This is a genomic window from Vibrio azureus (assembly GCF_002849855.1).
GTDB lineage: Bacteria > Pseudomonadota > Gammaproteobacteria > Enterobacterales > Vibrionaceae > Vibrio > Vibrio azureus.
Map to the genome: position 1 here is coordinate 351,081 of NZ_CP018616.1, position 26,223 is coordinate 377,303.

Genomic DNA, 26,223 nt, shown 5'->3' on the forward strand with positions numbered 1-26,223 from the left:
GATTAAATCCACGCACGAAGTAGTCGGAGTGAAAGATGAAGTTCGTAGATGAAGCGGTAGTAAAAGTTCAAGCTGGTGATGGCGGCAGTGGTGTCGTCAGTTTTTGGCGTGAAAAATTCATCACTAAAGGTGGCCCTGATGGCGGTGATGGTGGTGATGGCGGTGATGTGTATATTCAAGCCGATGAAAACCTAAATACCCTTATTGATTACCGTTTCCAACGCTTTTACGAAGCTGAACGCGGTGAAAACGGCCGTGGCGGTAACTGTACAGGTAAACGCGGTAAAGACATTACTTTACGTGTTCCGGTTGGTACTCGTGCGGTTGATATTCACACCAATGAAATCGTTGCAGAAGTTGCCGAGCATGGTAAAAAAATCATGGTGGCTAAAGGCGGTTGGCACGGCCTTGGTAACACGCGCTTTAAATCTTCGGTAAACCGAGCTCCTCGCCAAAGAACCTTGGGTACAAAAGGTGAAGTTCGTGAAATTCGTCTTGAGCTATTGTTGTTAGCCGACGTTGGTATGCTTGGTTTGCCAAATGCAGGAAAATCAACGTTTATTCGTGCAGTATCCGCTGCAAAGCCAAAAGTAGCAGATTACCCGTTTACCACTCTTATTCCGAGCTTGGGTGTCGTGAGTGTCGTTCCTGAGAAGAGCTTTGTCGTTGCAGATATTCCTGGCCTTATTGAGGGTGCTGCCGATGGTGCCGGGCTAGGTATTCGCTTCCTTAAGCATTTAGAGCGTTGTCGTGTACTGTTACACATGATTGATATCATGCCGATTGATCAATCCGATCCAGTTCAAAATGCACTGACGATTATTGACGAGCTTGAGCAATACAGTGAGAAGCTAGCGGATAAACCACGTTGGTTAGTATTTAATAAAACAGACTTAATGCCAGAAGAAGAGGCTAATGAAAAGATCCAAGCGATCTTGGATGCGCTAGGTTGGGAAGATGAGTACTTTAAGATCTCAGCGATCAACCGCAACGGCACTAAGGAGTTATGTTACAAACTGGCTGACTTTATGGAAAACTTACCTCGTGAAGAGGAAGAAGTCGCAGAAGAAGACAAAGTTAACTTCATGTGGGACGATTACCACAAAGATGCGATGGCTGGTAAAGACGTGATCACCGAAGATGATGACGATGATTGGGATGACTGGGACGATGAAGAAGATGACGGCCATGTCGTTTACGTCCGTGATTGATCATTAAATGATTCAAAAAGCCGCAATATATGTTGCGGCTTTTTTATTAGCCGAATAACTCACTGTGGCTTGAGTTTCTTTGGAACGCTTTGTAATTTAATCTCCATCATTTAATTTCTATAACTTGAACTCCATAACTGAAGGACATGACATGATCATTAGTATGATAGCGGCAATGGCAGACAATCGAATTATTGGTAAAGATAATCAGATGCCATGGCACCTTCCTGCCGACTTCGCATGGTTTAAACGTTGTACAATGGGTAAGCCTGTGATTATGGGACGTAAAACATATGAATCGATTGGGCGTCCTTTGCCCGGCCGTTTAAATATCGTTATTAGCCGTGATGCTTCGTTAGTCATTGAAGGGGTCACCACCGTTACCTCAATCCAACAAGCACTGGATGCAGCAGGTGAAGTTGAGGAGGCGATGATTATTGGTGGTGGGGCGATTTATACGGAATGTTTACCCATCGCAGACAAACTTTATATTACTCATATTGAAGCTCAAATCGAAGGCGATACCCAATTTCCTGATTGGGGCAAGGACTTTAAAGAAGCCTATTCAGAAGTGTTTCAAGCGGATGAAAAAAATGCCTACAGTATGCGTTTTACTATTTTAGAAAAGTAATAGACCCCATTATCTCAATATTACTGAGGTATACCCGAATGACCTGGCTCTGAACCAAGCATCTTGAAGTCACTTGGGTATATATCTGCTTGAAGTCGAGTGGTTCAGCCTCAAGCATTATGATTTTACTGCACTTATGGGAGAGCTACTAACTGAGTGCTGGCTGGGTAAATATCTGCTTATCTTCCCAACGTATCATGGTTAATGCGCCTCCCCATACACATCCGGTATCTAAGCCAATAACGTGCTCATCAAGGTGTCCTTGTAATGCTGCCCAGTGGCCGAACAGAACCGACTTTCCTAATTCAATGCGTTGGGGAAGTTGAAACCAAGGGATCAACTCCTGGGCTGAAACCTCATCAGGGGGCAGTTTGCAGTCCATATCCAAACGTCCATCAGGGTGACAAAAGCGCATACGTGTTAACGCATTAATGGTATAGCGGTAGCGATCTAAACCTGCCAGTGAGGGACTCCATTGATCTGGCTGATTTTGGTACATATTTTCTAGTAACCATACCAGTTGGTCACTTTGTAGGATTTGCTCTACCTCACGTGCACAGCTCTTTGCGGTTGAGAGATCCCATAAAGGAGAAATCCCAGCATGACACATAACAAAGTCATGATGTTCAGCCAAAAGTGGTTGTTTTGTCAGCCAACTAAGTAATGCCTCTTTGTCAGGTGCAGATAAGATTGCTGCCGTTTGATCTTTCTCTTTGACGGGCTTAAGACCATGAGCAACGGCCAGTAAATGTAGATCATGATTGCCAAGGACAACCGTTGCACTATGACCAAGAGATTTGATGAAGCGAAGTGTTTCTAGTGATTTAGGCCCTCTAGCAACAAGATCTCCCGCTAACCACAGTTGATCGTGGAGGGGGGAAAAGTTTACCTGTACGAGCAGTTGCTGTAATTCATCCAAGCAGCCTTGAATATCACCAACGATGTAAGTGGCCATTCTTTCTCCTAATTTAGGACATTGGGGATAGCAAGGCGGAAAGGATCGATCTCGGTTAAGAATTCTCGGCCCTGTGCATCTCGCATAACATAATGTCCTTGCATGACACCGACAGGGGTTTCTAATGCCGTGCCACTGCTGTAGGTGTATTCGTCATTAGCTGAGATGAATGGTTGTTGCCCGACCACACCTTCTCCTTCTATCGTCATTTTTTTACCGTTGGAATCGGTAATGAGCCAACTTCGACTGATCAGTTGTACGGTTTGCTGGCTCAGGTTTTTAATCGTGATGATGTAGGCGAAAATGAAGCGGGATTGCTCAGGGGTAGACTGTTCTTCAATGTATTTGGTATGCACTTGAATCTTGATACAAGGTTGAATGACGTCCATATTCACTCCTCGAAAAGCTTATCATATCAATAAAGTATATACCCAAGTGGTGCAAGCTGAAGGCACCACTTGGAAATCAGCCCAATAAAGGTAAGGCTGATAAACGGAGGTATTAATGTTGTGGATTATCGGCTAACCAGTTAGCCATCGCCACAAACTGTTGTAGGGTTAAGTTCTCTGGGCGCATGCTTGGATTGATACCAAGCTCTTCCAAGATTTCTGCACTCAGGAGTGATTTATAGCAGTTGCGTATGGTTTTGCGACGTTGGTTGAAGCCTTCACGACAAACACGATCCAGTAAACGAAGATCCTTAGCAGGGTAAGGCAGCTCTTCGTAAGGCACCAAGCGAACGACTGCAGAGTCGACTTTTGGTGGCGGAACAAACGCGGTTGGTGGAACTTCTAGTACTGGCACGACTTTACAATAGTACTGCGCCATAACCGTTAAGCGTCCGTAAGCTTTGCTGCCTGGGCCTGCCGCTAAACGATTGACCACTTCTTTTTGCAGCATAAAGTGCATATCTTGAATGTCTTTATGAAATTCGAATAGGTGGAACATCAGCGGTGTTGAGATGTTGTAAGGTAAGTTACCAAAAATACGCAGTTTATTGTTTGGTTTCACTAATTGTTCGAAGTCAAAGCGCATAGCATCGCCTTCGTGGATAGTGAGTTTATCAGCCAGTTCTGGATGATTGCGTAAGCGCTCAGCAAGATCGCGGTCTAATTCGATAACGGTGAATTTATCCACCTCTCGCCCAACAGGTTCAGTAATTGCGCCAAGGCCTGGACCAATTTCAACCAAGTTTTGACCTGGTCGAGGGTTAATTGCTGAGACGATACCATCAATAATGTAGGGATCGTTAAGGAAGTTTTGACCAAAACGTTTACGCGCTTTGTGTCCTAAGTGGACATCATTTCTCATTGTTTCTTCTCTACCAATTCTATCGCATGTGTGAGCGCTGTTCGGAAGCTCCCTGTATCCGCTTGGCCTGTCCCTGCCAGCTCAAGTGCAGTACCGTGATCCACCGAAGTCCTTATAAAAGGTAGACCAAGAGTAATATTAACGGAACGTCCAAAGCCTTTGTATTTTAATACAGGCAACACTTGGTCGTGATACATGCCTAATACTGCATCCGCATCGTTTAAATATTTTTCGTTGAAAATGGTATCTGCTGGTAATGGACCAATCAGATTTATTCCTTTTTCTTGCCGTATTTTTTCCAATGTTGGAGTGATCGTTTCGATCTCTTCATTGCCTAAACACCCATCTTCCCCTGCGTGTGGGTTTAAACCACAGACGTAGATCTTTGGCGTTGGGATAGCAAACTTTTCGACGAGATCTTGGTGTAGAACATCGATCACTTTTTCTAGTCGCTCTGGGGTGACAGCTTTAGACACGTAAGCCAGAGGGATATGTGTTGTTACTAATGCAACGCGCAGCCCTTCGGTGGCGAGCATCATCACGACTAACGGTGTTTTCGACTTTTCAGCGAAAAACTCAGTATGGCCACTAAAAGCGACGCCAGAGCGATTGATCACTCCTTTATGCACAGGACCCGTGACAATAGCATCAAATTCATTATTCATACAGCCTAAAGCGGCACTTTCTAGTGTTTTTAACACGTAGTGGCAATTAGCCTCATTGAGCTGACCCGCAACGGTTTGTTCAGCAAGTGCAATATGTTGAACAATTAATGTGCCTGCTTGTTGAGGCTGAGGTGGTAACTTTGGATTGTAATCAGTCAGTTGAACATCGATGCCTAAAAGCTGAGCGCGCTCCTGCAACATATTCTTATCAGCGCAGACCACAATCTGGTGGGCCCAGTTTTCTTTTGACAGGGCGAGCACCAAATCAGGGCCAATACCTGCTGGCTCGCCAGCAGTCACAATGATTCTTCTGATTGAATTAGTCGTCATTGTTTTCATCCAAAACTTCAACGAAGGCGCTAGCACGAAGTTCCTGCATCCATGCTCCTGCTTCTTCATTAAACTTACGATTGAACAGCATACGATAGGCTTTATTTTTTATTGCTGCATCAGTGCGGTCAACTTGGCGGCGATCGAGTACTTCGACAATATGCCAACCATGAACCGTTTTGAAAGGTTCACTGATTGTTCCTGTTGGTAGCGTTTCAACTTGATGTTTGAACTCTGGAACGTATAAGTCAGGCGTTTGGTAGCCAAGCTCACCATCTTGAGCGGCTGAGCCAGGATCTTGGCTATATTGTGTTGCTAATTCAGCAAAACTTGCTTCACCAGCGTTGATGCGGCGGATAAACTCTTTAAGTTGTTTCTCGGCGCCTTCATCACTGAGGATAACGGTGGGCTTAATTAAGATATGTCGTGCATTAACTTCTGTGACGGCAACCGCTTCTAAACCTTTAACATCTTCGATTTTTAATATGTGGAAGCCCACACCACTGCGGAAAGGCCCAATGATACTGCCTTTGTTTTGCATGTTGATCTGATCAGCGAAAATGGTTGGCATTTCCTCTTTGCGCATCCAGCCCCAATCGCCACCTTGTAGAGCTTTTGGACCTTTTGAGTAGGTATAAGCCATGGTGGAGAAATCTTCACCTGCTTTGAGTCTTTTAACCAAAGCCTTAGCTTGTGCTTCGAGCTCTGATTTATCTGTATCATCCTCAAATCGGAGCTGAATGTGGCCAATCTTGTATTGTACGCTGGCATTGGTCTGCTGACCCAACTGCTCTGCTAGATTGTCGACTTCAGCAGGCAGGATATTGATGCGGCGGCGAACTAAGGCATTACGGGCTTCTGAAGCTGAGAGCTCTTTTCGAATTTGCTCTCTAAATTCGGAATAACTGAGTCCCTCGGCTTGAACCGCTGCAGCAAGTTGTTCTATGCTCTGCTGGTTTTTGTTAGCAATTTCAGCAATGGCTTGATTTAACCGGTTATCATCAATGCGCACACCAATACGTTGTGCTTCTTGCTGTTGAAGTGCGTCTAAGATCAATTTTTCTAACACTTGCTCTTTTAAGACATGAGCTGGTGGGAGTTCGGTGCCACTTTGTTTTGCATTCGCTCGTAGAGTTTTCATGGCAGTATTGATATCGCTTTGTAAGATAACGCCATCATTAACAATAACAGCTGCTTTATCTAGCTCAACAGGCGCAGCCATTGCTCCCGAAGAGAGTAATGCGGTAAGTAATAGTGGTTTCCAAATGTTCATTAAAAATTCCATCATTCATAGAAATTAAGCATCTAACTATTTAGACGCTTAATTCGATTAATTGTTCAAGTAGAATGGACGACCGTACTTTATTGCGTTGTCCGAGCTATTAAGTGCATTGGCTGCAGTGGTATGACTTTCATTAGTACTAAAGCCACGAATCCCGAAGTTAACACTGATATTGTCTTCGTATTGTGGTTTCGAACCTTGACTGCCGATGATGTTATTATCCCAACCTAATAGCTGATTCGAGTAGGTGAGACCCATATACCAACAGTCAGATTGGTAGCGTAAGCTTGCCAGCCACTCGAGATCGATCTGTTCATTGATGTCGTAGTAATATTGACCACTTGCCGACCAATTATCATTTAAGTCATAAGCAGTCACGATACCCGCTTGAGAAATACCTTTGCGTGTGATGGTGTCAAGATTCTTCATTGCAATAGAGTTTTCGATGTACTCTAACGTGACATAGCGGTAGTTACCTTGGATAAATCCCTTGTCAAATTGGTATTCTAGTGTGCTGTTTGCCAACTGCATGTCACCTAAGTCAACATCATATTGCAGCCCACCGTGGTAGAAGATATTGTCGTTGTAGTTGAAATCCGCTTCCATCGCCCAAGATGAGTAATTGGTTGCGCTTGAGTCCGACGTGACCGAATCTTTTTTAGAGAACTTAACATCTTTGTTGAAGTAGTAAATTTGGCCAAACGAGATGTTTAAACGTTCTTTATAATCATCATCAAAAAAGCGCGTACTCGCACCGTAGCTTAGTTGATTTGCGGCAGCGATAAAGTCGATACCACTGAAGCGACGGCTACGGAATAAGCCATAATAGTCTGATTGTAATTGGGTCGTATCATAGTCATAAATATTTGACTGATCTTCTTCTGGAACGTACAGATACTGGATCTGTGGTTCAAGAGTTTGCGTGTAGCCTTCAAACCAACTGGTCGCGCGCTCTAGATGAAGTTGAGCATGGGAGCGAAACTCTGGAATCACTCTTGATACACGGCTATCAAGGTTGTCGTCCGTCCATTGTGTCAAGTCTTGAGAGTAGTAAGTCGTTGATAAGCGAGCTTCGGTCACCCAAGTTGACCAAGTATTTGAAAGCGGCATCGTTATTCCTGGCTCAACGTGCACGCGAGTGGCATTGGGTTTATAGCGATAATCACTTTCAAAGCGGCTCAATTGACTTTTGACATCAAAATTAAGGTGTTCTCCCCACAGAGGAGTAAAATAGTTGAGCTCTAGCTGTGGTAGTAATCGGTATGGTTTATTGCTGTCTTCAACGAGAATTTGGAAATCACGAACGGTTACCGACGCATCCCAGAAGTCAGAACGGTACTTAACTTGTCCTTCTTGAATCAGTTGGCCGTCTTCACGGTTACCAATATCGGAACTGAGATCTTGGAAATACTCAATATCACTGACTTTGGAGTAATCAGCTTTAAGCGCCCAGTGTGTGTCAACAATGCCTTGGTGTTTGAATTGATAACCCCAACGAGAGTCATCATTGTATTTTGCATCTTTGTTGATGTATTCCGCTTTTACGGTTCCGCTTCCCCATCCGTCTGTCAGGTAACGAAAATCAGAATCTAACTTTAGACCACGTTTTTGCATGTAAAGTGGCGTAATGGTCATATCGTATTGCGGGGCAATATTCCAATAGTAAGGGATTTCAAACTCCATACCATCGTTAGAGCCGTAAGAGATAGACGGGTACAAAAAGCCCGTTTTTCGACTGTCGCCAATTGGCATCGAGAGATAAGGTACATATAAAACAGGCACATCCAGTACTTCAAAGCGGGCATGGTGTAACGTGGCTGTTTCTTCATTTTGGTCAATATCGATTTCAGAAGCGACCATACGCCAAGCGTTATCTCCAGCCGGGCAGGAGGTGATGGAGCCGTCCTCTAGCTCATACAAAGATTGCCCTGTGCGTGCAATATAGGCTGCACTGCCACGTCCTTGTTGTTGACATAAAAACTGATAGTCGGTGTTTTCTAACGAGAAGGTTTCTTTATCAAGATTATTGGTGACTCGATCAGAACGTGCTTCAATCACCTGACCATCACTGAATGTAACATTTCCCTCTGCCACAATGATATTGTCTGGTTGGTGCAGAGTGAGGCTATCTGCAGTAATGGTTTTTGCCCCTTGGGTGACTTGGACATTACCAGAATATAACGCTTTTTCACCATTAACGGCTTCTAAACTATCGGCCTGTACTGTAACGGGAATATCTTGGGCCGTATTATCACCCTCCGATTCAGTTAAGCATTGATCTGAAGCGTGCTTTTCCTGCACACTGTTATCGGTATGAACGCCTGCTTGGATTGGTGATACGAACAAGGCGCTGCTGATAGAGGCTGCTATTAATGTGCGGGAGAAATGTTGCATTGAATTGAACTTTCCTGTGTCACTGCTACTCGATAGCTATAGAGGGCTAATATTATCTCGCATTATAGCTAAATGAATGGGCTATAGTTGCCATTATCTCTGAACATAGATTTGCTATAACATCATGCCGCTATAAAATAGCTGTAAAGATAAGCAGGCATATTGCCAGATTTTAAATTACGAATCCCTTTATCATAAAGGAAATCATCGCGTCAGGCACTAAAAGACCGTCATCGTTGATAAAAATTCATAGATAGAGAACACAAAATGCATATTTTTGGCAAAATATTGGGCGCCTTTTTTGGTTTGTTGCTTGGGGGACCTTGGGGGCTTCTTTTTGGCCTGTTTGTTGGCCACCAATTTGATAAAGCACGTCGTTTAAATCAGGCCGGTTTTTCCAATAGCGGTTTTGGCAAAGGACCAAATACATCTCAACGGCAAGAAGAGTTTTTTAAAGCTGCATTTGCAGTAATGGGCCATGTGGCAAAAGCGACAGGGCAAGTAACAAAAGAAGAGATACAACTTGCTTCGGCAATGATGGATCGTATGAGCTTATATGGCGAGCAGCGCTTAGCCGCGCAAAATGCGTTTCGAGAAGGCAAAGAAAGTGCGTTTCCTTTGGAAGAAACGTTGCTCAAAGTAAAAGCCTCATCGGGTGGCCGTTTTGATTTGTTGCAGTTTTTCCTTGAGCTACAGGTTTCAGCAGCGTTTGCCGATGGTTCACTTCATCCAAACGAGAGAAATGTCCTACATAAAATTGCTCGTGGATTAGGCTTTTCATCGGAGCAACTTGAACGACGTTTACAAATGCAAGAAGCCGCTTTTCGTTTTCAAAGCCAAGGTGGTTTTCAAGGCCAACACCAACGTCAATCGTCAGGAGCGGGTTGGCAACAAACTTCGCCTGCAGAGCAACTGTCCGATGCCTATAAAATCCTTGATGTGACTTCTGATGCCGATGCGAAAACGGTTAAGCGGGCCTATCGTAAACTGATGAATGAACATCACCCAGATAAGCTGATAGCGAAAGGCTTACCTCCAGAAATGATGAATGTCGCTAAAGAAAAATCTCAGGAAATTCAAAATGCTTACGATCTGATTAAAAAGGTCAAAGGCTTCAAGTAAGCGCTTTGTTCTTCACATCTCACGCAAAAAGGGTACTCAGTACCCTTTTTTGTTCCTTAATGGATATTTGGTTCGCTGGTTTCTTTTGGTGAGTTGCTTTTGGGTTATGGAGATCCAAATGCTCTTTGACCTATTTTTAAGCGCTCTAGTCGGCTTGATTCAGGTTCCAATCGTATCCGTATTTCACCTTGCCTGAGAAGTTTGTGTATTGCGGTGCGTACTTCACGATGTGGTTGAAGATTTGTTTCTCTCCACCAAAGTCCGCTGCAAACCAATCATAGATAGAAGACAGCTGTGCCGTGTTTCCTTGGATTAATACGCCTTTGCTGCTGTTGATAAATGTTTTAGCGGCACTTTCGAGTATGGCTTGAGTGTTGTCGGCGGTAAATGCTTGAGTTTGTAAATTGGGGCAGCCTAAGCTGGCGCAGTTCACAGCATAATGTGTCCTTGGATCTTGCCAAATTGGTCGCAAGATTCGATGCTCAATATCGTTGAGTGTCAGATCCTTATTGTTTATTTTGATGATCTTTTCTTCCCAAGGCCCGAAAGTAAATAACCCACCCAGTTTGGTGATCGATTTTAGCGGGTAGTTATCCAAGATCAGATCTACCGTAATCGCATTGTAGAGATTAACCCAGTAGGCATATTGTTCAGCTTGACGGTATTGCAAAGGATCCAAGTTTGCTAAGTGTTGAATATATTTTTTTAACTGAACTTTGTCGTCTGCAGAGACGTTTTTATATTGAAATAGCGTATTCTCGTCTTGCTGAATCAAATAACGATCAAGTAATTGTTGCCATATCTTATGTGAAATCTCAGCGTTGTTTTGTTCATTAGATTGTTGCCAATAAGGCCAAAGCTCTGCTTTTGGTGCTGCAAATAGGGAAAATGAAATTAACGTGCACAAGAGTAATAGTAGGCGTTTCATTGACTCTCCTGTAGATGAGTTTGTGCTGGGCGTATTGAACTGTTTATTTTGAAAGTTTGTGCCAATTTGTAAAGCATCGTCGAGAGACTTGGGTATAAAAGGTTGGTGAGTGCCAACCTTTTACTATTTCAGTGGTTATTTGAATCAGCTTAAGCTGTTTTTTTAGCTTAAAAAGCTTGGAATATTCGCTTCGTATTGAGCAATCTTGTCTTCGTGCTGAAGAGTGAGACCGATATTATCCAAACCGTTGAGTAAGCAATGGCGACGGAAACTGTCAATTTCAAAGCCGTATTCTTTGCCATTAGCACGAACGACATTGGCTTCTAGATCCACTTCGACTTCTGCCCCTTCATTTGCTTCAACAAACTGGAATATTTCATCCACTTCTTGCTCTGTCAAACGCACTGGCACCATTTGGTTGTTGATCGAGTTACCGTAAAAAATATCGGCAAAGCTTGGTGCGATCATCGCTTTGATACCGTAATCCGCTAGTGCCCATGGTGCGTGTTCACGAGATGAGCCACAACCGAAGTTTTCACGCGCTAATAAGATAGATGCGCCTTGGTAGCGTGGCGCATTCATCACGAACTCTGGGTTTGGCTGTTCGCCAGCGTCATCTAGGAAGCGCCAATCATGGAATAGATGCTTACCAAAACCTAAACGAGAAACCTTTTGTAGGAATTGCTTTGGAATAATCGCATCGGTATCGACGTTGGCTGCATCTAGAGGTACAACCAAACCAGTGTGTTGTTTAAAACCTGACATGATTATTCTCCCTAGTCCTGTTTATTAAAAGAAGTGAATTCACGAATATCGACAAAGTGACCGGCAATGGCCGCTGCCGCTGCCATTGCAGGGCTGACTAAGTGAGTACGACCATCACGACCTTGGCGGCCTTCAAAGTTACGGTTTGAAGTAGACGCACAACGTTCATGTGGACCCAAACGGTCGTTGTTCATTGCTAGACACATTGAGCAACCTGGTAGGCGCCACTCAAAGCCCGCTTCTTTAAAGATAACGTCCAAACCTTCTGCTTCCGCTTGTGCTTTTACTTGCTCAGAACCAGGAACGATCAGCGCTTGAACATGAGAAGCAACTTTACGTCCTTTGGCTACTTCGGCTGCTGCGCGCATGTCTTCGATACGTGAATTAGTGCAAGAACCAACAAAGACTTTGTCTACGTTGTAATCTGAAAGTGATTTTCCTGCTTCTAGCCCCATGTAAGCCAATGCTTTTTCTGCCGAGGCTTTTTCTACTGGGTCGGCAAAACTTTCTGGTACTGGGATAGGTTGATCTACCGCGATTACTTGGCCTGGGTTCGTCCCCCAAGTGACTTGTGGTTTAATATCTGCTGCGTTTAGCGTCACGACCGCATCAAACTGAGCATCCTCATCCGTTTTTAATGTCTTCCAGTATTCGACTGCCGCATCAAAATCCGCACCTTGAGGTGAGAATTTACGGCCCTTGATGTATTCGAACGTGGTTTCATCTGGCGCAATCAAACCGGCTTTCGCACCGAGCTCAATCGCCATGTTACATACGGTCATGCGGCCTTCCATTGAAAGGTCGGTGATCGCTTCACCGCAGAATTCAACCACATAACCGGTACCACCTGCTGCTGTGGTTTCACCGATGATCGCTAGCACGATATCTTTCGCCGTGATGCCCGGAGCCACTTTGCCTTTCACTTCGATCTTCATCGTTTTAGCGCGCGCTTGTTTTAGCGTTTGAGTTGCTAATACGTGCTCAACTTCTGATGTACCAATACCAAATGCTAGCGAGCCGAATGCACCGTGTGTAGCTGTGTGCGAGTCACCACAAACAATGGTCATACCCGGTAGGGTAATACCAAGCTCTGGGCCCATAACGTGGACAATACCTTGGTACTTATGGTTGATGTCGTAAAGCGTAACACCAAACTCTTCACAGTTTTTCGATAGCGTTTCCATCTGGATACGTGCCATCTCACCGGATGCGTTGATGTCTTTGGTGGTTGTGGAAACGTTGTGGTCCATGGTGGCAAAAGTTTTGCTGACCTGACGCACTTTACGACCTTTTTCACGCAAGCCGTCAAATGCCTGCGGAGACGTCACTTCATGTACCAAGTGACGGTCGATGTACAAGATTGGGTTTTCCCCTTCTGCTGCGACGGCAACGTGTGCGTCGTAGACTTTTTCGTATAATGTTTTGCCCATTGTTTGCTTCCTTTCCTCGTCGCCTTTGCCGCAATAACTGCGTTAGCGACACCCATTTATCCAGTTATTTAGCGAACTAAACGCCTTAATATAAATGGGCTTGCTGCCTTGCTATTGCACCAATGACTTAGAGGAAAGCCATTGGTTGACCGAGGATTTAGTATTTATTATGAATCTGTTTTGTATTAAGAGTTTAAGATGTACTCAGCGATCTTATCGCCCATCTCAGACGTCGAAAGTGCTGGGTTGTCACCGGCAAGGTCACCCGTTAGCTCACCTGCAGATAGTGCTTTTGAAACGGCCGTTTCGATGTCTTGTGCCGCCGTTTCTTCACCTAGACTGTAACGAAGCATCAGTGCTGCAGATAGGATTTGCGCCACTGGGTTAGCGATGTTCTTACCTGCGATATCTGGTGCACTGCCACCTGCTGGTTCGTAGAGACCGAATTTACTTTCGTTTAGGCTGGCTGATGGCAGCATACCCATAGAGCCTGTGATCATCGCGCACTCATCAGAGATGATATCGCCGAAGATGTTTGAACATAGCATTACGTCGAACTGTGCTGGGTCTTTGATAAGCTGCATGGTTGCGTTATCAATGTACATGTGTGATAGCTCGACATCTGGGTAGTCTTTTGCGATTTCTTCGACCACTTCACGCCATAGGATAGAGCTTTGTAGAACGTTCGCTTTGTCGATAGAGCACACTTTCTTACGACGTAGACGAGCAGACTCAAAGGCAATTTTTGCAATACGTTCAATCTCGTAGCGGTGGTACACCTCAGTGTCGAACGCTTTCTCTGTTGGCCCTTCACCTTCACGACCTTTCGGTTGGCCGAAGTAGATACCGCCTGTGAGTTCACGGACTACTACGATGTCAAAACCGCGACCTGAGATGTCTGCACGTAGTGGTGAGAAGGCTTCAAGACCTGAGTGAATTTGCGCCGGGCGTAGGTTGCAAAACAGTTGGAAGTGCTTACGTAGTGGCAGTAGGGCGCCACGTTCAGGTTGATCATTGGGTGGCAAGTGTTCCCACTTAGGACCGCCAACTGAACCGAATAGGACAGCATCAGACTCTTCACACGCTTTTACAGTGCTTTCTGGAAGTGGGCAACCGTGATTATCGATGGCGATACCACCTACATCGTGCTCGTCACGCTCAAACGCAATGCCGTGCTTCTTTTCGATTGCATCCAGCACTTTATGTGCTTGCGCCATTACTTCTGGGCCGATGCCGTCGCCTGGTAAAACGGCAATTTTGTATGATTTGTCTGTCATGGTAATCCTTTAAGTTTTCTAAAATTTTTGAGCTGTTCCAAACCAACTGAGTGAGGAGTAGGGCTTTCAGTCTACCCCCGACACAATGATTATCGCGTCAATGGTGGTGCTGCCATCTGGTTAAACCGTCACAGGGTTAGGAGCTACACCGTCGCAAATTTCTTTTGTTTCATTTCTTCAATTTTATCGGCACGATGAATACTGTTGATGACGTGCAACAGTGCTTGGCCTGAAGCTTCAACAATATCAGTAGAAACGCCAGTCCCGTGGTATTTACGGCCTTTGTAGTTGGCAATGATATCTGCTTGACCAAGACCGTCTTCACCTTCGCCTTTTGCCGTTAGGTCGAACTTGTCTAGGACGATCTCGTAACCTGTCACGCGGTAGATACATTGGTATAGCGCATCAACTGGGCCATTACCGACGGCAGCTTCACACATTTCTTCATCGCCACATTGCATTTTGACGCTGGTGGTTGCCATTACGCTGCCAGATTGCACGCTTAGGTAGTTCAACTTGTAGAAGTCGTCTTCTTCACGCAAGTTCGAGAAGTGCATTAGTGCTTCTAAATCGTAATCAAACACTTGGCCTTTGCGGTCAGCAAGTTTCAAAAAGTCTTCGTATAACGCATCTATGTTGTACTCTTCTTCTTTATAGCCCATTACGTCCATGTGGCTTTTCACAGCAGCACGGCCACTGCGACTGGTTAGGTTCAATGCTTGGTTCTTAAGGCCAATCGACTCAGGTGTCATGATCTCGTAAGTGTTTTTATTTTTTAGCATGCCATCTTGGTGGATGCCTGAAGAATGGCTAAATGCGTTGGCACCAACGATCGCTTTGTTGCTCTGGATTGGCATGTTACAAAGCTGGCTGACCAACTTGCTGGTACGGTGGATTTCGTCGTGTTTTAGGCCGGTGTGTACACCCATGAATTCTTGGCGTGTTTTTAGGATCATCGCGATTTCTTCAAGAGAACAGTTACCCGCACGCTCACCGATACCGTTAATCGTCCCTTCTACCTGACGAGCACCTGCTTGAACGGCTGCGATAGAGTTCGCAACAGACATGCCCAAATCATCGTGACAGTGAACCGAAATGATCGCTTTGTCGATGTTAGGTACACGGTTAAATAGAGTTTCAATAATACCGCCAAATTCACTTGGTACTGTGTAGCCTACGGTATCGGGGATATTGATGGTGCTTGCGCCAGCATCGATAGCCGCCTCAACCATGCGACATAGATTGTCGATGGGGGTTCGACCAGCATCTTCACAAGAAAACTCAACATCATCGGTGTAGTTACGTGCGTGTCTTACCGCTTGCACGCCCATCTCTACGACATCATCGTAGCTACGGCGTAGTTTGTCTTGAACGTGAACGGTTGAAGTTGAGATGAAAGTGTGGATCCGGAATGCATCAGCAACTTTTAATGCTTGGGCTGCGGCGTCGATGTCTTTTGCAACAGCACGCGAAAGGGCACAAACTCGGCTGTTTTTAATGTGTTTCGCGATGGTTTGGACTGACTCGAAATCACCCGGAGAAGAAACAGGAAAACCCGCTTCAATAACATCAACACCAAGCCTTTCAAGTGCGTAAGCTATCTGCAGTTTTTCTTTTACCGTTAGGCTTGCTGATAATGCTTGCTCTCCATCACGTAGAGTGGTGTCGAAGATGATGACTTGATCATTCATGTTGGTTTCCTTCATGATTTTTGCACCTAATGAGAACATTAATGTGCCAGTGAATCGTTAATTCCATTGTTTAAATATCAAAAAAAGCCCGCATTCTCATGCGGGCTTTTTTTGAAAAATTGGTGTGGTTATTTTTCTTCCACAGCCTACCCGCGCGAATTGGTCACGATGAGGAGGAGGCTAAGTAGAATAGAAAAATGTGCTGACATAGATGTTAAGCGTTCCACAAAAATAAGTTAATAAATTAGTACCGCACTCTATTAAGCGCGTCAACCCTTATGAACAATTTTTATTCTTACTAAGGGAGGTTTATCCAAGATGCTTGCAAAAAAGTGAGATGGTTCGAGAAATAATGTTGTGTTTCTTTACATTAAAAATGTGTTTATTGTGCATTCTTATGCTTTTCATTTTGTATCACTCTTTACCTCTTTCTAATACAAATTGTTATTAACACTTACAAATAGTTTGTGTGTTGATCTTTACCCATAAGTTGGGCGAATAAGTTGTAGTTTGAGTGATTATCTGTGTTTATGGAGTTTAAAATTGTTTATAAATCTTTGATTTAGTTTTTTTGAATTTTTTATGTTTTTTTAAACTACTGTAATTTAAGGGAAAGTTTGCGTTTAGGGTAAAATTTAATGATTAATTATCAATCGAGTTGCTAAAGGCTAATGTATTCGTGGATAGTAGTGTTTATCAACTAACGTATCCGAGCGGTAAATGTAATGACGTTTCGGAGCGTTATTAAAAAAAATGACTCGAATTTAAGTAAGATTTTGCGCTTATTTAGATTCTATGCAAAACGAATTCCTTGTCACTACGATGACGACCAATTAAGAGGCATATGCCATGTTAGATAAAAAAGACGCGATGAGCGCAATCGCCAGCTACCGTATGGAAAGCACTTTACGTGGTGTAGATTTAAACCTGTTAACAGTGTTCGACGCGGTTATGCAAGAGCAGAATATTACTCGTGCAGCACACAACTTAGGTATGTCTCAGCCAGCAGTAAGTAATGCTGTTGCTCGCCTTAAAGTCATGTTCAATGATGAATTGTTCATGCGTCAAGGTCGTGGTATCCAACCGACGCAACGTGCTCGACAGTTATTTGGTCCTATTCGCCAAGCTCTACAATTGATTCGTAATGAACTTCCGAGCTCAGTGTTTCAGCCAGAATCTTCAACGCGTTTATTTAAGCTGGCGATTTGCAGCCCATGTGACATGCGTTTTGCGCCTAAGATTATGGAAAACATCAGTGATCAAGCACCTAATGTTCAACTGCATCTCGACGCTGAATTTGATCGTCTACTCTCTGAGCGCATGCGTTATCAAGAAATCGATTTTGTTATTGACTATGCACGTTTTGATGATCAAGGTTTCTCAAGCACCGAAATCTTTAGGGATGAATTGGTCGCGATCGCTTCTAAGACGCACCCGCGCATCCAAGGCAATGTCTCGGCAGAGCAACTGTTAAATGAAAAGCACGCTAAATTATCAAGAGTACATGGTCAGCGTAGTTTCTCTGAACAAGCATACCGTGAGCTAGATTGTCTTGCTGCTTACGAAGGTTCTAGCTTGAGCAATTTATTGTATGTAGTTGGTCAATCAGAGTTGGTGACGATTGCACCACGTTGGATGGCAGAAAATGCAGTAAACAGCGAGCAACTACAGATCCTAGACTTACCATTTGAGAACAAGCAAGTGAGTGGTTACTTAAGCTGGCATGAATCAAGTGAGAAAGACAAAGGCCACATTTGGCTTCGTGATCAGCTGATGATCATATGTGGTGAAGTGGTTGCACGTAATAAGCCAGTATTTTAATCACATCTCATTAATGACGGTACGGTAAATGGCGACTGATCAGATTTGATTCGCTATTACTAATATTTACAATAAATTGACCCTGAGAGGAGATGTTCTTTCAGGGTTTTTTTTATGTTGATTCTTTCAGAAATAAAACAATGGGTTAAAAACATGCGCTCGGTAATTTATCAGGGCGTGCTAAACTTTAAACCATATGGCTTCCTACTTATTAAGGTGAATAGCCTGAAGTTTGACGGTGGTCAGTTGCGTTTTTGAGTATCGAGGTTACACTTGTGCGCTCAAAGAGCTTACGTATGTAAGCCCAAAGGTGATGAAATAAAAATGGCCAAGTTAGATTTTCATATCATAAAACGTATTCGTGAACAGGTTGCAAAAGGTGGTTCTCGTGTTGCACTGAAACATAAAGTCGGTTCAACATGGCAAGGGATCACTTGGGAACAATTTGGTCAGCAGGTTGACGCACTTTCAAGAGCACTTCTTGCTCAAGGTATTGGTGTCCAAGATAAGATCGGTATTTTTTCTAATAATATGCCGAGATGGACTATCGCTGATTTTGCCGCGTTACAATTGCGCGGTGTTACCGTACCTATTTATCCAACTAATACAGCGGCACAATCTGCTTATATTATCGATAATGCTGATGTAAAAGTCTTGTTTGTCGGTGAGCAGACTCAGCTTGACGCGGCCATCAGCATTTTTGACCAATGTCCTCAGCTTGAATTGATCGTTGCAATGTCTGATGACGTTGATTTAGGTGAGCATGCGTTTGTGATATCTTGGCATGATTTTGTTGCGAAAGACGATGTCAATCTTAATGCAGAGTTAGAGCAGCGCCTCGCTCAGGCACAGCTGGATGACTTGTTAACGCTGATCTATACATCAGGAACAACAGGGCAACCCAAAGGCGTCATGCTTGATTACGCCAACATTTCTTCTCAGTTAGAAGGCCATGATCAACGTTTGAGCCTCACTGAAACAGACGTGTCTCTTTGTTTTTTACCACTTTCGCATGTGTTTGAGCGAGCATGGACCTTCTATGTCTTATATAAAGGGGCAACCAACTGCTATTTACAAGATACGATGAAAGTTCGTGAAGCGCTCAGTGAAGTTCAACCAACAGTCATGAGTGCCGTTCCTCGTTTCTATGAGAAAATATTCTCAGCGATTCATGAAAAGGTCTCTAAGGCACCGATACACCGTAAAGTGATGTTTACTTGGGCGGTTAATATGGGTGCTAAAATGGCGGCCTGCCATCAAGAAAAGCGCACACCTTCTTGGATGCTAAAACGTTCTTATGCTTTAGCAGATAAGCTGGTTCTGAGTAAACTACGTGCGCTATTAGGTGGCCGAATTAATTTTATGCCTTGTGGTGGCGCCAAGCTTGATGAAACGATTGGTCGTTTTTTTCATGCTATAGGGGTGAATGTCAAACTTGGCTATGGCATGACAGAGACTACGGCAACGGTTTCATGCTGGGATGATAAATGCTTTGACCCTGGTTCAATCGGTATGTCAATGCCGGGAGCACAGGTGAAGATCGGTGAGAATAACGAAATCTTAGTTCGTGGCCCTATGGTAATGCGTGGCTACTACAAAATGCCAGAAGAAACTGAGAAGACATTTGATGAGCACGGCTTTTTGAAAACGGGTGATGCTGGTCATATTGATGAAAACGGTAATTTATTTATCACCGATCGTATTAAAGAGCTGATGAAAACCTCAAACGGTAAATATATTGCGCCGCAAGTGGTTGAAGGAGCGATTGGTAAAGATCACTTTATTGAACAAATAGCAGTCATTGCCGATACTCGAAAATTTGTTTCGGCGTTAATCGTACCTTGCTTTGACTCTTTAGAAGTCTATGCCAAAGAGCTGAACATCAAGTATCAAGATCGAGTTGAACTGATCAAGAATCACCAGATTGTTGAAATGCTTGAAAAACGAGTCAATGACCTACAAAAGGAACTGGCTAAGTTTGAGCAAGTTAAGAAATTCAAGCTTTTACCAAGAGCTTTCTCTATGGATGATGGAGAGTTGACGCCAACACAAAAACTGCGTCGTAAAGTGATTAATGATAAATACCAAGGTGAGATTGAAGAAATGTATAAAGACGAGTCAAAAAAGAAATAGCGACTCTTTAAGCCTATAATCTCGTCGTAAAATTTAACGCCCTAATTTCATGGAGTTCTTTCTGTGAGTTAGGGCGTTTTACATAGCTTGCCTTTCATACCTCCGACTTATCTCTACCCTCATTGAAAAATATAAAACTTTTATTTTCATCTTGATATAACAAAGTGTCTGGTTGCTGACTTATGGTTAGTTTTTCATGCTGGTTTTTAGAACCATTTCGATATCTTCATCAAAATCAATCTCCTGCATCATTAGACCTGTTGATAATAAAACGTTACATTTGTTGAGTTACCTGCATCTTGTTATGACAAGAGCAGGGCATAGCCGAAAAAGTGGAAGTATTTCGATTAGGCTACGAATAAGACCTAGACTATGTAAAATCCAGACTGAATCATTGGCCATATGATCGCAGGACTGGCAAGGAGAGTAACTATGACAACATTATTGTCAGGCGCAGAGATGGTGGTGCAATCTCTGATAGAAGAGAACGTTGAGCAAATATTTGGTTATCCGGGTGGCTCTGTTTTAGATATTTATGATGCTTTGCACGCTAAAGCGGATAAAATTAAGCACGTGCTTGTTAGGCATGAACAAGCGGCTACTCATATGGCAGATGGGTACGCTCGAGCGACAGGCCAGCCAGGGGTTGTCCTTGTTTGTTCTGGCCCTGGTGCAACCAATACGATCACCGGTATCGCAACCGCTTATATGGACTCTATCCCGATGATTGTTATTTCTGGCAACGTTCCGAATAACTTAATTGGTAATGATGCATTTCAAGAATGCGATATTGTTGGTGTCTCTCGTCCGGTCGTCAAACACAGCTTTTTAGTCAAAAAAGCAGAAGATATCCCTGAAACGATTAAAAAAGCTTTTTATATCTCTACTACAGGTCGTCCGGGGCCGGTAGTGATTGATCTACCAAAAGATATTTTGAATCCACAAATTAAACTTCCTTACGACTATCCTGAAAGCATCTCCATGCGTTCTTATAAGCCAACGACTGCAGGGCATAAAGGACAGATCAAGAAAGCATTAAAGTCTTTGCTTGAGGCGAAAAAGCCAGTGCTCTATGTTGGTGGTGGTGCCGTGATTTCTGGTGCTCATGAGCACATTCAAGCCCTTTCTGATCAGTTAAACCTCCCTGTCGTTAGCACTTTGATGGGGTTAGGTGCTTTTCCTGGTACGCACAAGAACTCCTTAGGCATGTTGGGTATGCACGGTACTTATGAAGCAAATATGGCGATGCACGAAGCTGACTTGATTTTTGGTATTGGTGTGCGCTTTGATGACCGAACGACCAACAACTTGGAAAAATATTGCCCAAATGCAAAAGTCATGCATATTGATATCGATCCCTCATCAATATCAAAAAATGTCAAAGTGGATCTGCCGATCGTTGGGTCTGCTGAGAAAGTATTAGCCACCATGGTCGGTTTACTTGACGAGCAGAGCAGCAGTAATGATCATGAGATGATCGCTGCGTGGTGGGAAGAGATCGAGCTGTGGCGTAAACGTAATTGCTTAGCTTATGAAACATCAGATGATCGTATTAAACCCCAACAAGTGATTGAAACCCTTCATAAGCTAACTAATGGCGATGCTTATGTGGCATCGGATGTGGGGCAGCATCAGATGTTTGCTGCCTTGTATTACCCATTCAATAAGCCACGTCGTTGGATTAACTCCGGAGGCCTTGGCACGATGGGATTCGGATTACCTGCGGGTATGGGAGTGAAGTTTGCTTTGCCTGAAGAAGAAGTCGTGATTGTCACCGGTGATGGCAGTATTCAAATGAATATCCAGGAGCTATCAACCGCAATGCAATACGATATACCGGTTAAGATCATTAACTTAAACAACCGTTTCCTAGGTATGGTAAAACAGTGGCAAGACATTATTTACCAAGGACGCCACTCTAATTCTTACATGAGCTCCGTTCCTGATTTTGCTGCCATTGCTGAAGCCTATGGCCATGTTGGCATTCGTATTGAAAGCCCGGATCAGCTAGAGGCTGGTTTACAAAAAGCATTGGACATGAAAGATCGTCTGGTTTTTGTGGATATCAATGTTGATGAGACAGAGCATGTTTATCCGATGCAAATTAAAGGCGAAGGGATGGATAAAATGTGGCTAAGCAAAACGGAGCGTACTTAAGATGAGACATATCATTTCTTTATTATTGGAAAACCAGCCTGGTGCTTTGTCGCGTGTTGTTGGCCTGTTTTCACAGCGAGGCTATAACATCGAGTCTCTCAATGTCTCACCTACCGATGATGAAACACTTTCACGCCTTAATATCACGACGACGTCTGATGAAATGCAGCTTGAGCAAATTCAAAAACAGCTTAACAAGTTAATTGATGTTCTCAAGGTGCAAGAGGTTACCGAGTTTGAGCATATTGAGCGTGAATTGATGATGGTTAAAGTCAAGGCCAGTGGTTTATCCAGAGCAGAAGTCAAACGAACGGCTGATATTTTTCGAGGCCAAATTGTTGATGTGACTGCCACTCAATATACCGTGCAATTGGCTGGTACGAGTGAAAAGCTCGATGCGTTTATTCAAGCTATCTCAGAAGTGACGGAAGTCGTCGAAGTTGCTCGCAGTGGCGTAGTTGGTATTGCCCGTGGCGAACGTAGCCTGAAGTATTAGACGGTTTACGATGAGCAATTGAGGACGTTGGCTCGTTATTTTTCTTTGTTACAACGTGAGACTGAAACCGGAGCATTTCTGGTTTCAATCTCAGCCAAATCACAATTAAACCGCTTCTATGGCAGTTTCGATGCTTTGCATAGAGCTTAACAGGTGTTTATCCAGCAGCTCAATCGCTTCATCACTGTTTTTAGCCAGTACGAGCTTCATGATCATTTCATGTTCATCAATATTGAACAATGTGTCATGTTCTGAAGTGAGTGTTTGCATCGCAAAGTAGCGGTAGCGTTTTATTTGATTGATCAAGTCACTAAAGAATTCAAACATGTTTCTAGAGTCTGCACCTTCCAATAAAGAAACATGGAACTGGTAATGACGCTCTTCCCACTCTTGCCAGCAAAACGAATCATTCACATTGAGGCGGGAAAGCTTGTGGTAAGACGTCAATACATCCAACTCCCAGCTTTCATCACCAGCTAAGATGGCCTTTTTTAGTAATACAGAAGAAACAACACGAAGGCTTTCATAAAGATCGTTGAGTTCCTTCTTACATACAGGAGCGACCCAACAGCCTTTTTGTGGCTCAAGGTGGACGTATTTGCTCCAAGAAAGCTGCACAAGAGCTTCACGAATAGGAGAAGCTCCTACATTGTATTTTTCTTTAAGGTCAGCGACGACAAGCTTCTGACCTGGTTTAAGCACACCTGTCAGAATATCTTGACAGATCATTTTTGATACTTTGTCGGTAAGAGTTGGACTGGACACAGTAACCTCATGGAATTGTTGGCTTGATGACAATTAAACGGTACATAGTTCTGATTTGTTTGATAATACAGCGTACTGATTATGAGGGCAAGATAAAATATATAAAAAAAGAGGGCCATAGCCCTCTTTTTTATGTAACGTAAGGTAAATACATTCAGTCTTATAGAACGTGAACAGAAGCGGTGTTGGTTGTGCCCGATGCAACCAATGCACCGGAAACCATAACTACGATGTCACCTTTATTACCAAGACCCGACTCTAGAGCCAGATCTTTACCTGCTAGGTAGAATGCATCCGTACTTTCGATAGAATCGACAACGACTGGTGTCACACCTTTAGTAAGAACAAGCTGAGCTGCTGTCTTAGTATTAGTGGTAAGCGCTAAGATATTCGCAGTAGGGAAGTACTTACGAACTGAACGAGCTGATTTACCGCCCTCAGTTGCAACAACGATAAGTGGCGCTGCCAGTTTTTCAGCGGTGTCTACAGCGCCTTTACATACAGCTTCAGTGATACGAAGGCGAGGGCTGTCTAGACGAGAACCTAGCTCAGCTTTTAGAGCTGAATCCGTACGGTTCGCGATTTGAGCCATGATCGTTACTGCTTCAACTGGGTACTTACCTTTAGCCGTTTCACCTGAAAGCATGACTGCGTCAGTACCGTCCATTACTGCGTTAGCAACGTCGCCAGCTTCTGCACGAGTAGGGCGTGGGTTGTTGATCATAGAATCCAGCATTTGCGTTGCTGTGATAACCATCTTACGTGCACGGTTACACTTCTCGATCATCATCTTCTGAGCGAAGATTACTTCTTCAGCTGGGATTTCAACACCTAGGTCACCACGAGCAACCATGATGCCGTCAGAAAGCTCTAGGATCTCGTCGAAGTTATCAACACCTTCTTGGTTTTCGATCTTAGAGATGATGTGGATGTTCTCGCCGCCGTTGGCTGCAAGCACTTCGCGGATTTCTTGAACATCAGAAGCTTTACGGATGAAAGATGCAGCAACGAAGTCAACGCCTTGCTCACAACCAAACTTAAGATCGTTTTTGTCTTTTTCAGACAATGCAGGAAGGTTGACAGAAACACCAGGTAGGTTAACGCCTTTGTTTTCGCCAAGCGCACCGTTATTTAGAACTTTACATTTTACTTCAGTTTCTGACGTAGAGATAACTTCCATTTCAATTAGGCCGTCATCAACTAGGATTGTGTTACCTGCATTAAGGTCAGCAGCGAAACCTGGGTAAGTGACAGCAACTTTGTCTTTATCTCCGACCACTGAGGTGTCGGTTGTGAAGGTGAACTCTTGACCAGCAACAAGATCAACATCGTTGCCGCCTTCGAGTTTGATTGTACGAATTTCTGGGCCTTTGGTATCCAGAAGAATCGCAAGTTGCTTGCCTGTAGCTTCCATTACTTGGCGGAAGTTCGCAATACGAGTGCCGTGCTCTACGTAGTCACCGTGAGAGAAGTTAAGACGCATCACATTCATGCCCGCGTTTACAAGTTCAGTTAACTTCTCAACAGACTCAGTTTTAGGGCCAATCGTACAAACGATTTTGGTTTTTTTCATGGAAGATACTCTCCGGTAAGTATAGTTACAATTTGAAAGTCGGCTGTTAAAGCTGAAGTCGGGGCGTGGTGCTGGCTATTACTTTTACCCGCATCTTTTCATGGCCTCGTTGTGATACTTCAGATTTTGAAAGTCTTTCACCGAGTTTAGTCATTTTATGACTCATCAAGCGGCGATTATGGTTCGCTTTTTGTGACTTCTTCGAGGTTATATGCAGAAAGTTACAAAAAGATAACCGTCAATTCTGTAATTTTTTTTCTTTTAGGTGGCGAATTCTACCACTGAATGAATCCAATATCACTGTTTAAGAATTGTCTTAGGACAAGGTTTTATAGAGAAATATTAATTTTTCTACTCAAAATTAATGGATCTTTAAGTTTCGATTTGATTATAATAACTTTCGAGTCGAAACTTAAGGTAAGGTTAGATGTCAAAACGAAACACTCAGCTAAGAAGGCATACTATTTCTAATTTGGTTAACGAACTTGGTGAAGTGAGTGTTGATGAACTCGCACATAGGTTTGATACGTCTGAAGTTACTATCAGGAAAGACCTAGCTTCGTTGGAGAAAAATGGTCAATTACTGCGTCGTTACGGTGGTGCTATTGCTATCCCGACAGAAGTCGTTCATGAAGAAATGAACTCAAATGTTTCGAATCGAAAGTTAAATTTAGCGAAAGCGGCGGCGAGTTTAATTCGCGATCATAACCGCATTGTAATTGATAGCGGCACGACCACTGCAGCACTAATACAACAATTAAATGATAAGCGTGGCTTAGTGGTTATGACGAACTCACTTCATGTCGCTAATGCTCTCAATGAATTAGAAAATGAGCCCACTTTGCTAATGACAGGGGGAACTTGGGATATGCACTCTGAATCTTTCCAAGGCAAAGTGGCTGAATCTGTGTTGCGTTCATACGATTTCGACCAGCTTTTTATTGGGGCTGATGGGATAGATTTGGAAAGAGGCACCACAACATTTAATGAGCTTCTTGGTCTGAGCAAAGTGATGGCTGAAGTTTCTCGTGAAGTCATCGTCATGATCGAATCAGAAAAAATAGGCCGGAGAATCCCTAATGTTGAGCTGGCTTGGGAGCAAATTGATGTCCTCGTGACAGATGATGAAATATCGAGTGAACAGCAACAGCATATTGAACGATTTGGCGTTCACGTCATTCTTGCCTAATGCTCTAATAAAAGCGCTAATTTGCGCAGAAACGCTTTACCCTAAATAAACTTTTACTCTAAATAAACTTTGTACCCAGAATCCTCTTCCTGACAGT

General features: G+C 43.6%; 21 protein-coding genes. 8 read left to right on the forward strand and 13 right to left on the reverse strand.

Annotated elements, in window-relative coordinates:
- The first annotated feature begins 35 nt into the window (after positions 1–35).
- Together cgtA and folA are read left to right on the forward strand one after the other, a co-directional pair.
- Entirely contained in the window at positions 36–1,211 is a 1,176-nt protein-coding gene (cgtA, locus tag BS333_RS01790; protein WP_021709382.1) for an Obg family GTPase CgtA, read from the forward strand.
- A gap of 151 nt (positions 1,212–1,362) precedes the next feature.
- Positions 1,363–1,842 (forward strand): type 3 dihydrofolate reductase, encoded by a 480-nt coding sequence (gene folA, locus BS333_RS01795; protein WP_021709381.1) that lies wholly within the window; start codon positions 1,363–1,365, stop codon positions 1,840–1,842.
- Between the two features lie 148 nt (positions 1,843–1,990).
- On the opposite strand, the gene apaH is transcribed toward folA, so the two are convergent.
- From apaH to lptD, 6 genes are all read right to left on the reverse strand, one after another.
- A complete protein-coding gene (gene apaH / locus BS333_RS01800; RefSeq protein WP_021709380.1) occupies positions 1,991–2,797 on the reverse strand; it encodes a bis(5'-nucleosyl)-tetraphosphatase (symmetrical) ApaH in 807 nt (268 codons plus the stop codon).
- 8 nt (positions 2,798–2,805) lie between these two features.
- Positions 2,806–3,186, reverse strand: coding sequence for a Co2+/Mg2+ efflux protein ApaG (gene apaG, locus BS333_RS01805; RefSeq protein ID WP_021709379.1), 381 nt, complete (start codon positions 3,184–3,186; stop codon positions 2,806–2,808).
- 112 nt (positions 3,187–3,298) lie between these two features.
- Entirely contained in the window at positions 3,299–4,108 is an 810-nt protein-coding gene (gene rsmA / locus BS333_RS01810) for a 16S rRNA (adenine(1518)-N(6)/adenine(1519)-N(6))-dimethyltransferase RsmA (protein WP_021709378.1), read from the reverse strand.
- On the reverse strand, positions 4,105–5,103 hold the full coding sequence (gene pdxA, locus BS333_RS01815) for a 4-hydroxythreonine-4-phosphate dehydrogenase PdxA (RefSeq protein WP_033003621.1): 999 nt from the start codon (positions 5,101–5,103) through the stop codon (positions 4,105–4,107). The genes rsmA and pdxA overlap by 4 nt, the downstream gene beginning before the upstream one ends.
- Positions 5,093–6,376: a peptidylprolyl isomerase SurA gene (gene surA, locus BS333_RS01820; RefSeq protein ID WP_021709376.1), complete on the reverse strand. Its 1,284-nt coding sequence runs from the start codon at positions 6,374–6,376 to the stop codon at positions 5,093–5,095. The genes pdxA and surA overlap by 11 nt, the downstream gene beginning before the upstream one ends.
- Positions 6,377–6,433: 57 nt before the next feature.
- The gene (gene lptD / locus BS333_RS01825; RefSeq protein WP_021709375.1) at positions 6,434–8,779 is read right to left on the reverse strand and encodes an LPS assembly protein LptD; all 2,346 of its coding nucleotides are present in this window, start codon (positions 8,777–8,779) and stop codon (positions 6,434–6,436) included.
- Positions 8,780–9,046: 267 nt separating this feature from the next.
- Between lptD and djlA the strand changes: the two genes are divergently transcribed.
- Positions 9,047–9,901 carry a co-chaperone DjlA gene (gene djlA, locus BS333_RS01830; RefSeq protein WP_021709374.1) on the forward strand — a complete coding sequence of 285 codons (855 nt, stop codon included), beginning with the start codon at positions 9,047–9,049 and terminating at the stop codon, positions 9,899–9,901.
- A 145-nt stretch (positions 9,902–10,046) separates the two neighbouring features.
- Here the strand turns inward: djlA and BS333_RS01835 are convergent, their stop codons facing one another.
- The 5 genes from BS333_RS01835 to leuA form a co-directional block, all read right to left on the reverse strand.
- Entirely contained in the window at positions 10,047–10,829 is a 783-nt protein-coding gene (locus BS333_RS01835) for a DUF547 domain-containing protein (protein ID WP_021709373.1), read from the reverse strand.
- A 162-nt stretch (positions 10,830–10,991) separates the two neighbouring features.
- Positions 10,992–11,594, reverse strand: coding sequence for a 3-isopropylmalate dehydratase small subunit (gene leuD / locus BS333_RS01840; RefSeq protein WP_021709372.1), 603 nt, complete (start codon positions 11,592–11,594; stop codon positions 10,992–10,994).
- 11 nt (positions 11,595–11,605) lie between these two features.
- Complete coding sequence (gene leuC / locus BS333_RS01845) at positions 11,606–13,024, reverse strand: 3-isopropylmalate dehydratase large subunit (RefSeq protein ID WP_021709371.1); 1,419 nt, start codon at positions 13,022–13,024, stop codon at positions 11,606–11,608.
- A gap of 185 nt (positions 13,025–13,209) precedes the next feature.
- Positions 13,210–14,301 (reverse strand): 3-isopropylmalate dehydrogenase, encoded by a 1,092-nt coding sequence (gene leuB / locus BS333_RS01850; protein WP_005430431.1) that lies wholly within the window; start codon positions 14,299–14,301, stop codon positions 13,210–13,212.
- A 143-nt stretch (positions 14,302–14,444) separates the two neighbouring features.
- Entirely contained in the window at positions 14,445–15,992 is a 1,548-nt protein-coding gene (gene leuA, locus BS333_RS01855; RefSeq protein WP_021709370.1) for a 2-isopropylmalate synthase, read from the reverse strand.
- Positions 15,993–16,841: 849 nt separating this feature from the next.
- Here leuA and leuO point away from each other — a divergent pair.
- The 4 genes from leuO (at position 16,842) to ilvN (ending at position 22,599) form a co-directional block, all read left to right on the forward strand.
- Positions 16,842–17,813 carry a transcriptional regulator LeuO gene (gene leuO / locus BS333_RS01860; RefSeq protein WP_021709369.1) on the forward strand — a complete coding sequence of 324 codons (972 nt, stop codon included), beginning with the start codon at positions 16,842–16,844 and terminating at the stop codon, positions 17,811–17,813.
- A gap of 324 nt (positions 17,814–18,137) precedes the next feature.
- On the forward strand, positions 18,138–19,946 hold the full coding sequence (locus tag BS333_RS01865) for an AMP-dependent synthetase/ligase (protein WP_033003620.1): 1,809 nt from the start codon (positions 18,138–18,140) through the stop codon (positions 19,944–19,946).
- A gap of 432 nt (positions 19,947–20,378) precedes the next feature.
- Positions 20,379–22,103, forward strand: coding sequence for an acetolactate synthase 3 large subunit (locus BS333_RS01870; protein WP_021709367.1), 1,725 nt, complete (start codon positions 20,379–20,381; stop codon positions 22,101–22,103).
- A gap of 1 nt (position 22,104) precedes the next feature.
- Entirely contained in the window at positions 22,105–22,599 is a 495-nt protein-coding gene (ilvN, locus tag BS333_RS01875) for an acetolactate synthase small subunit (protein ID WP_021709366.1), read from the forward strand.
- Between the two features lie 105 nt (positions 22,600–22,704).
- On the opposite strand, the gene BS333_RS01880 is transcribed toward ilvN, so the two are convergent.
- A complete protein-coding gene (locus BS333_RS01880; RefSeq protein ID WP_021709365.1) occupies positions 22,705–23,364 on the reverse strand; it encodes a GntR family transcriptional regulator in 660 nt (219 codons plus the stop codon).
- Between the two features lie 160 nt (positions 23,365–23,524).
- Positions 23,525–24,937, reverse strand: coding sequence for a pyruvate kinase PykF (pykF, locus tag BS333_RS01885; protein ID WP_021709364.1), 1,413 nt, complete (start codon positions 24,935–24,937; stop codon positions 23,525–23,527).
- A gap of 427 nt (positions 24,938–25,364) precedes the next feature.
- On the opposite strand from pykF, the gene BS333_RS01890 reads away from it, so the two are divergent.
- Positions 25,365–26,126, forward strand: coding sequence for a DeoR/GlpR family DNA-binding transcription regulator (locus BS333_RS01890; RefSeq protein ID WP_021709363.1), 762 nt, complete (start codon positions 25,365–25,367; stop codon positions 26,124–26,126).
- Positions 26,127–26,223 lie beyond the last annotated feature (97 nt).

What these genes read in the sequence shown, in the direction of transcription:
- cgtA (WP_021709382.1), top strand. Translation starts at nt 36, where the DNA reads ATGAAGTTCGTAGATGAAGCGGTAGTAAAAGTTCAAGCTGGTGATGGC.
- folA (WP_021709381.1), top strand. Translation starts at nt 1,363, where the DNA reads ATGATCATTAGTATGATAGCGGCAATGGCAGACAATCGAATTATTGGT.
- apaH (WP_021709380.1), bottom strand. Translation starts at nt 2,797, where the DNA reads ATGGCCACTTACATCGTTGGTGATATTCAAGGCTGCTTGGATGAATTA.
- apaG (WP_021709379.1), bottom strand. Translation starts at nt 3,186, where the DNA reads ATGGACGTCATTCAACCTTGTATCAAGATTCAAGTGCATACCAAATAC.
- rsmA (WP_021709378.1), bottom strand. Translation starts at nt 4,108, where the DNA reads ATGAGAAATGATGTCCACTTAGGACACAAAGCGCGTAAACGTTTTGGT.
- pdxA (WP_033003621.1), bottom strand. Translation starts at nt 5,103, where the DNA reads ATGACGACTAATTCAATCAGAAGAATCATTGTGACTGCTGGCGAGCCA.
- surA (WP_021709376.1), bottom strand. Translation starts at nt 6,376, where the DNA reads ATGAACATTTGGAAACCACTATTACTTACCGCATTACTCTCTTCGGGA.
- lptD (WP_021709375.1), bottom strand. Translation starts at nt 8,779, where the DNA reads ATGCAACATTTCTCCCGCACATTAATAGCAGCCTCTATCAGCAGCGCC.
- djlA (WP_021709374.1), top strand. Translation starts at nt 9,047, where the DNA reads ATGCATATTTTTGGCAAAATATTGGGCGCCTTTTTTGGTTTGTTGCTT.
- BS333_RS01835 (WP_021709373.1), bottom strand. Translation starts at nt 10,829, where the DNA reads ATGAAACGCCTACTATTACTCTTGTGCACGTTAATTTCATTTTCCCTA.
- leuD (WP_021709372.1), bottom strand. Translation starts at nt 11,594, where the DNA reads ATGTCAGGTTTTAAACAACACACTGGTTTGGTTGTACCTCTAGATGCA.
- leuC (WP_021709371.1), bottom strand. Translation starts at nt 13,024, where the DNA reads ATGGGCAAAACATTATACGAAAAAGTCTACGACGCACACGTTGCCGTC.
- leuB (WP_005430431.1), bottom strand. Translation starts at nt 14,301, where the DNA reads ATGACAGACAAATCATACAAAATTGCCGTTTTACCAGGCGACGGCATC.
- leuA (WP_021709370.1), bottom strand. Translation starts at nt 15,992, where the DNA reads ATGAATGATCAAGTCATCATCTTCGACACCACTCTACGTGATGGAGAG.
- leuO (WP_021709369.1), top strand. Translation starts at nt 16,842, where the DNA reads ATGTTAGATAAAAAAGACGCGATGAGCGCAATCGCCAGCTACCGTATG.
- BS333_RS01865 (WP_033003620.1), top strand. Translation starts at nt 18,138, where the DNA reads ATGGCCAAGTTAGATTTTCATATCATAAAACGTATTCGTGAACAGGTT.
- BS333_RS01870 (WP_021709367.1), top strand. Translation starts at nt 20,379, where the DNA reads ATGACAACATTATTGTCAGGCGCAGAGATGGTGGTGCAATCTCTGATA.
- ilvN (WP_021709366.1), top strand. Translation starts at nt 22,105, where the DNA reads ATGAGACATATCATTTCTTTATTATTGGAAAACCAGCCTGGTGCTTTG.
- pykF (WP_021709364.1), bottom strand. Translation starts at nt 24,937, where the DNA reads ATGAAAAAAACCAAAATCGTTTGTACGATTGGCCCTAAAACTGAGTCT.
- BS333_RS01890 (WP_021709363.1), top strand. Translation starts at nt 25,365, where the DNA reads ATGTCAAAACGAAACACTCAGCTAAGAAGGCATACTATTTCTAATTTG.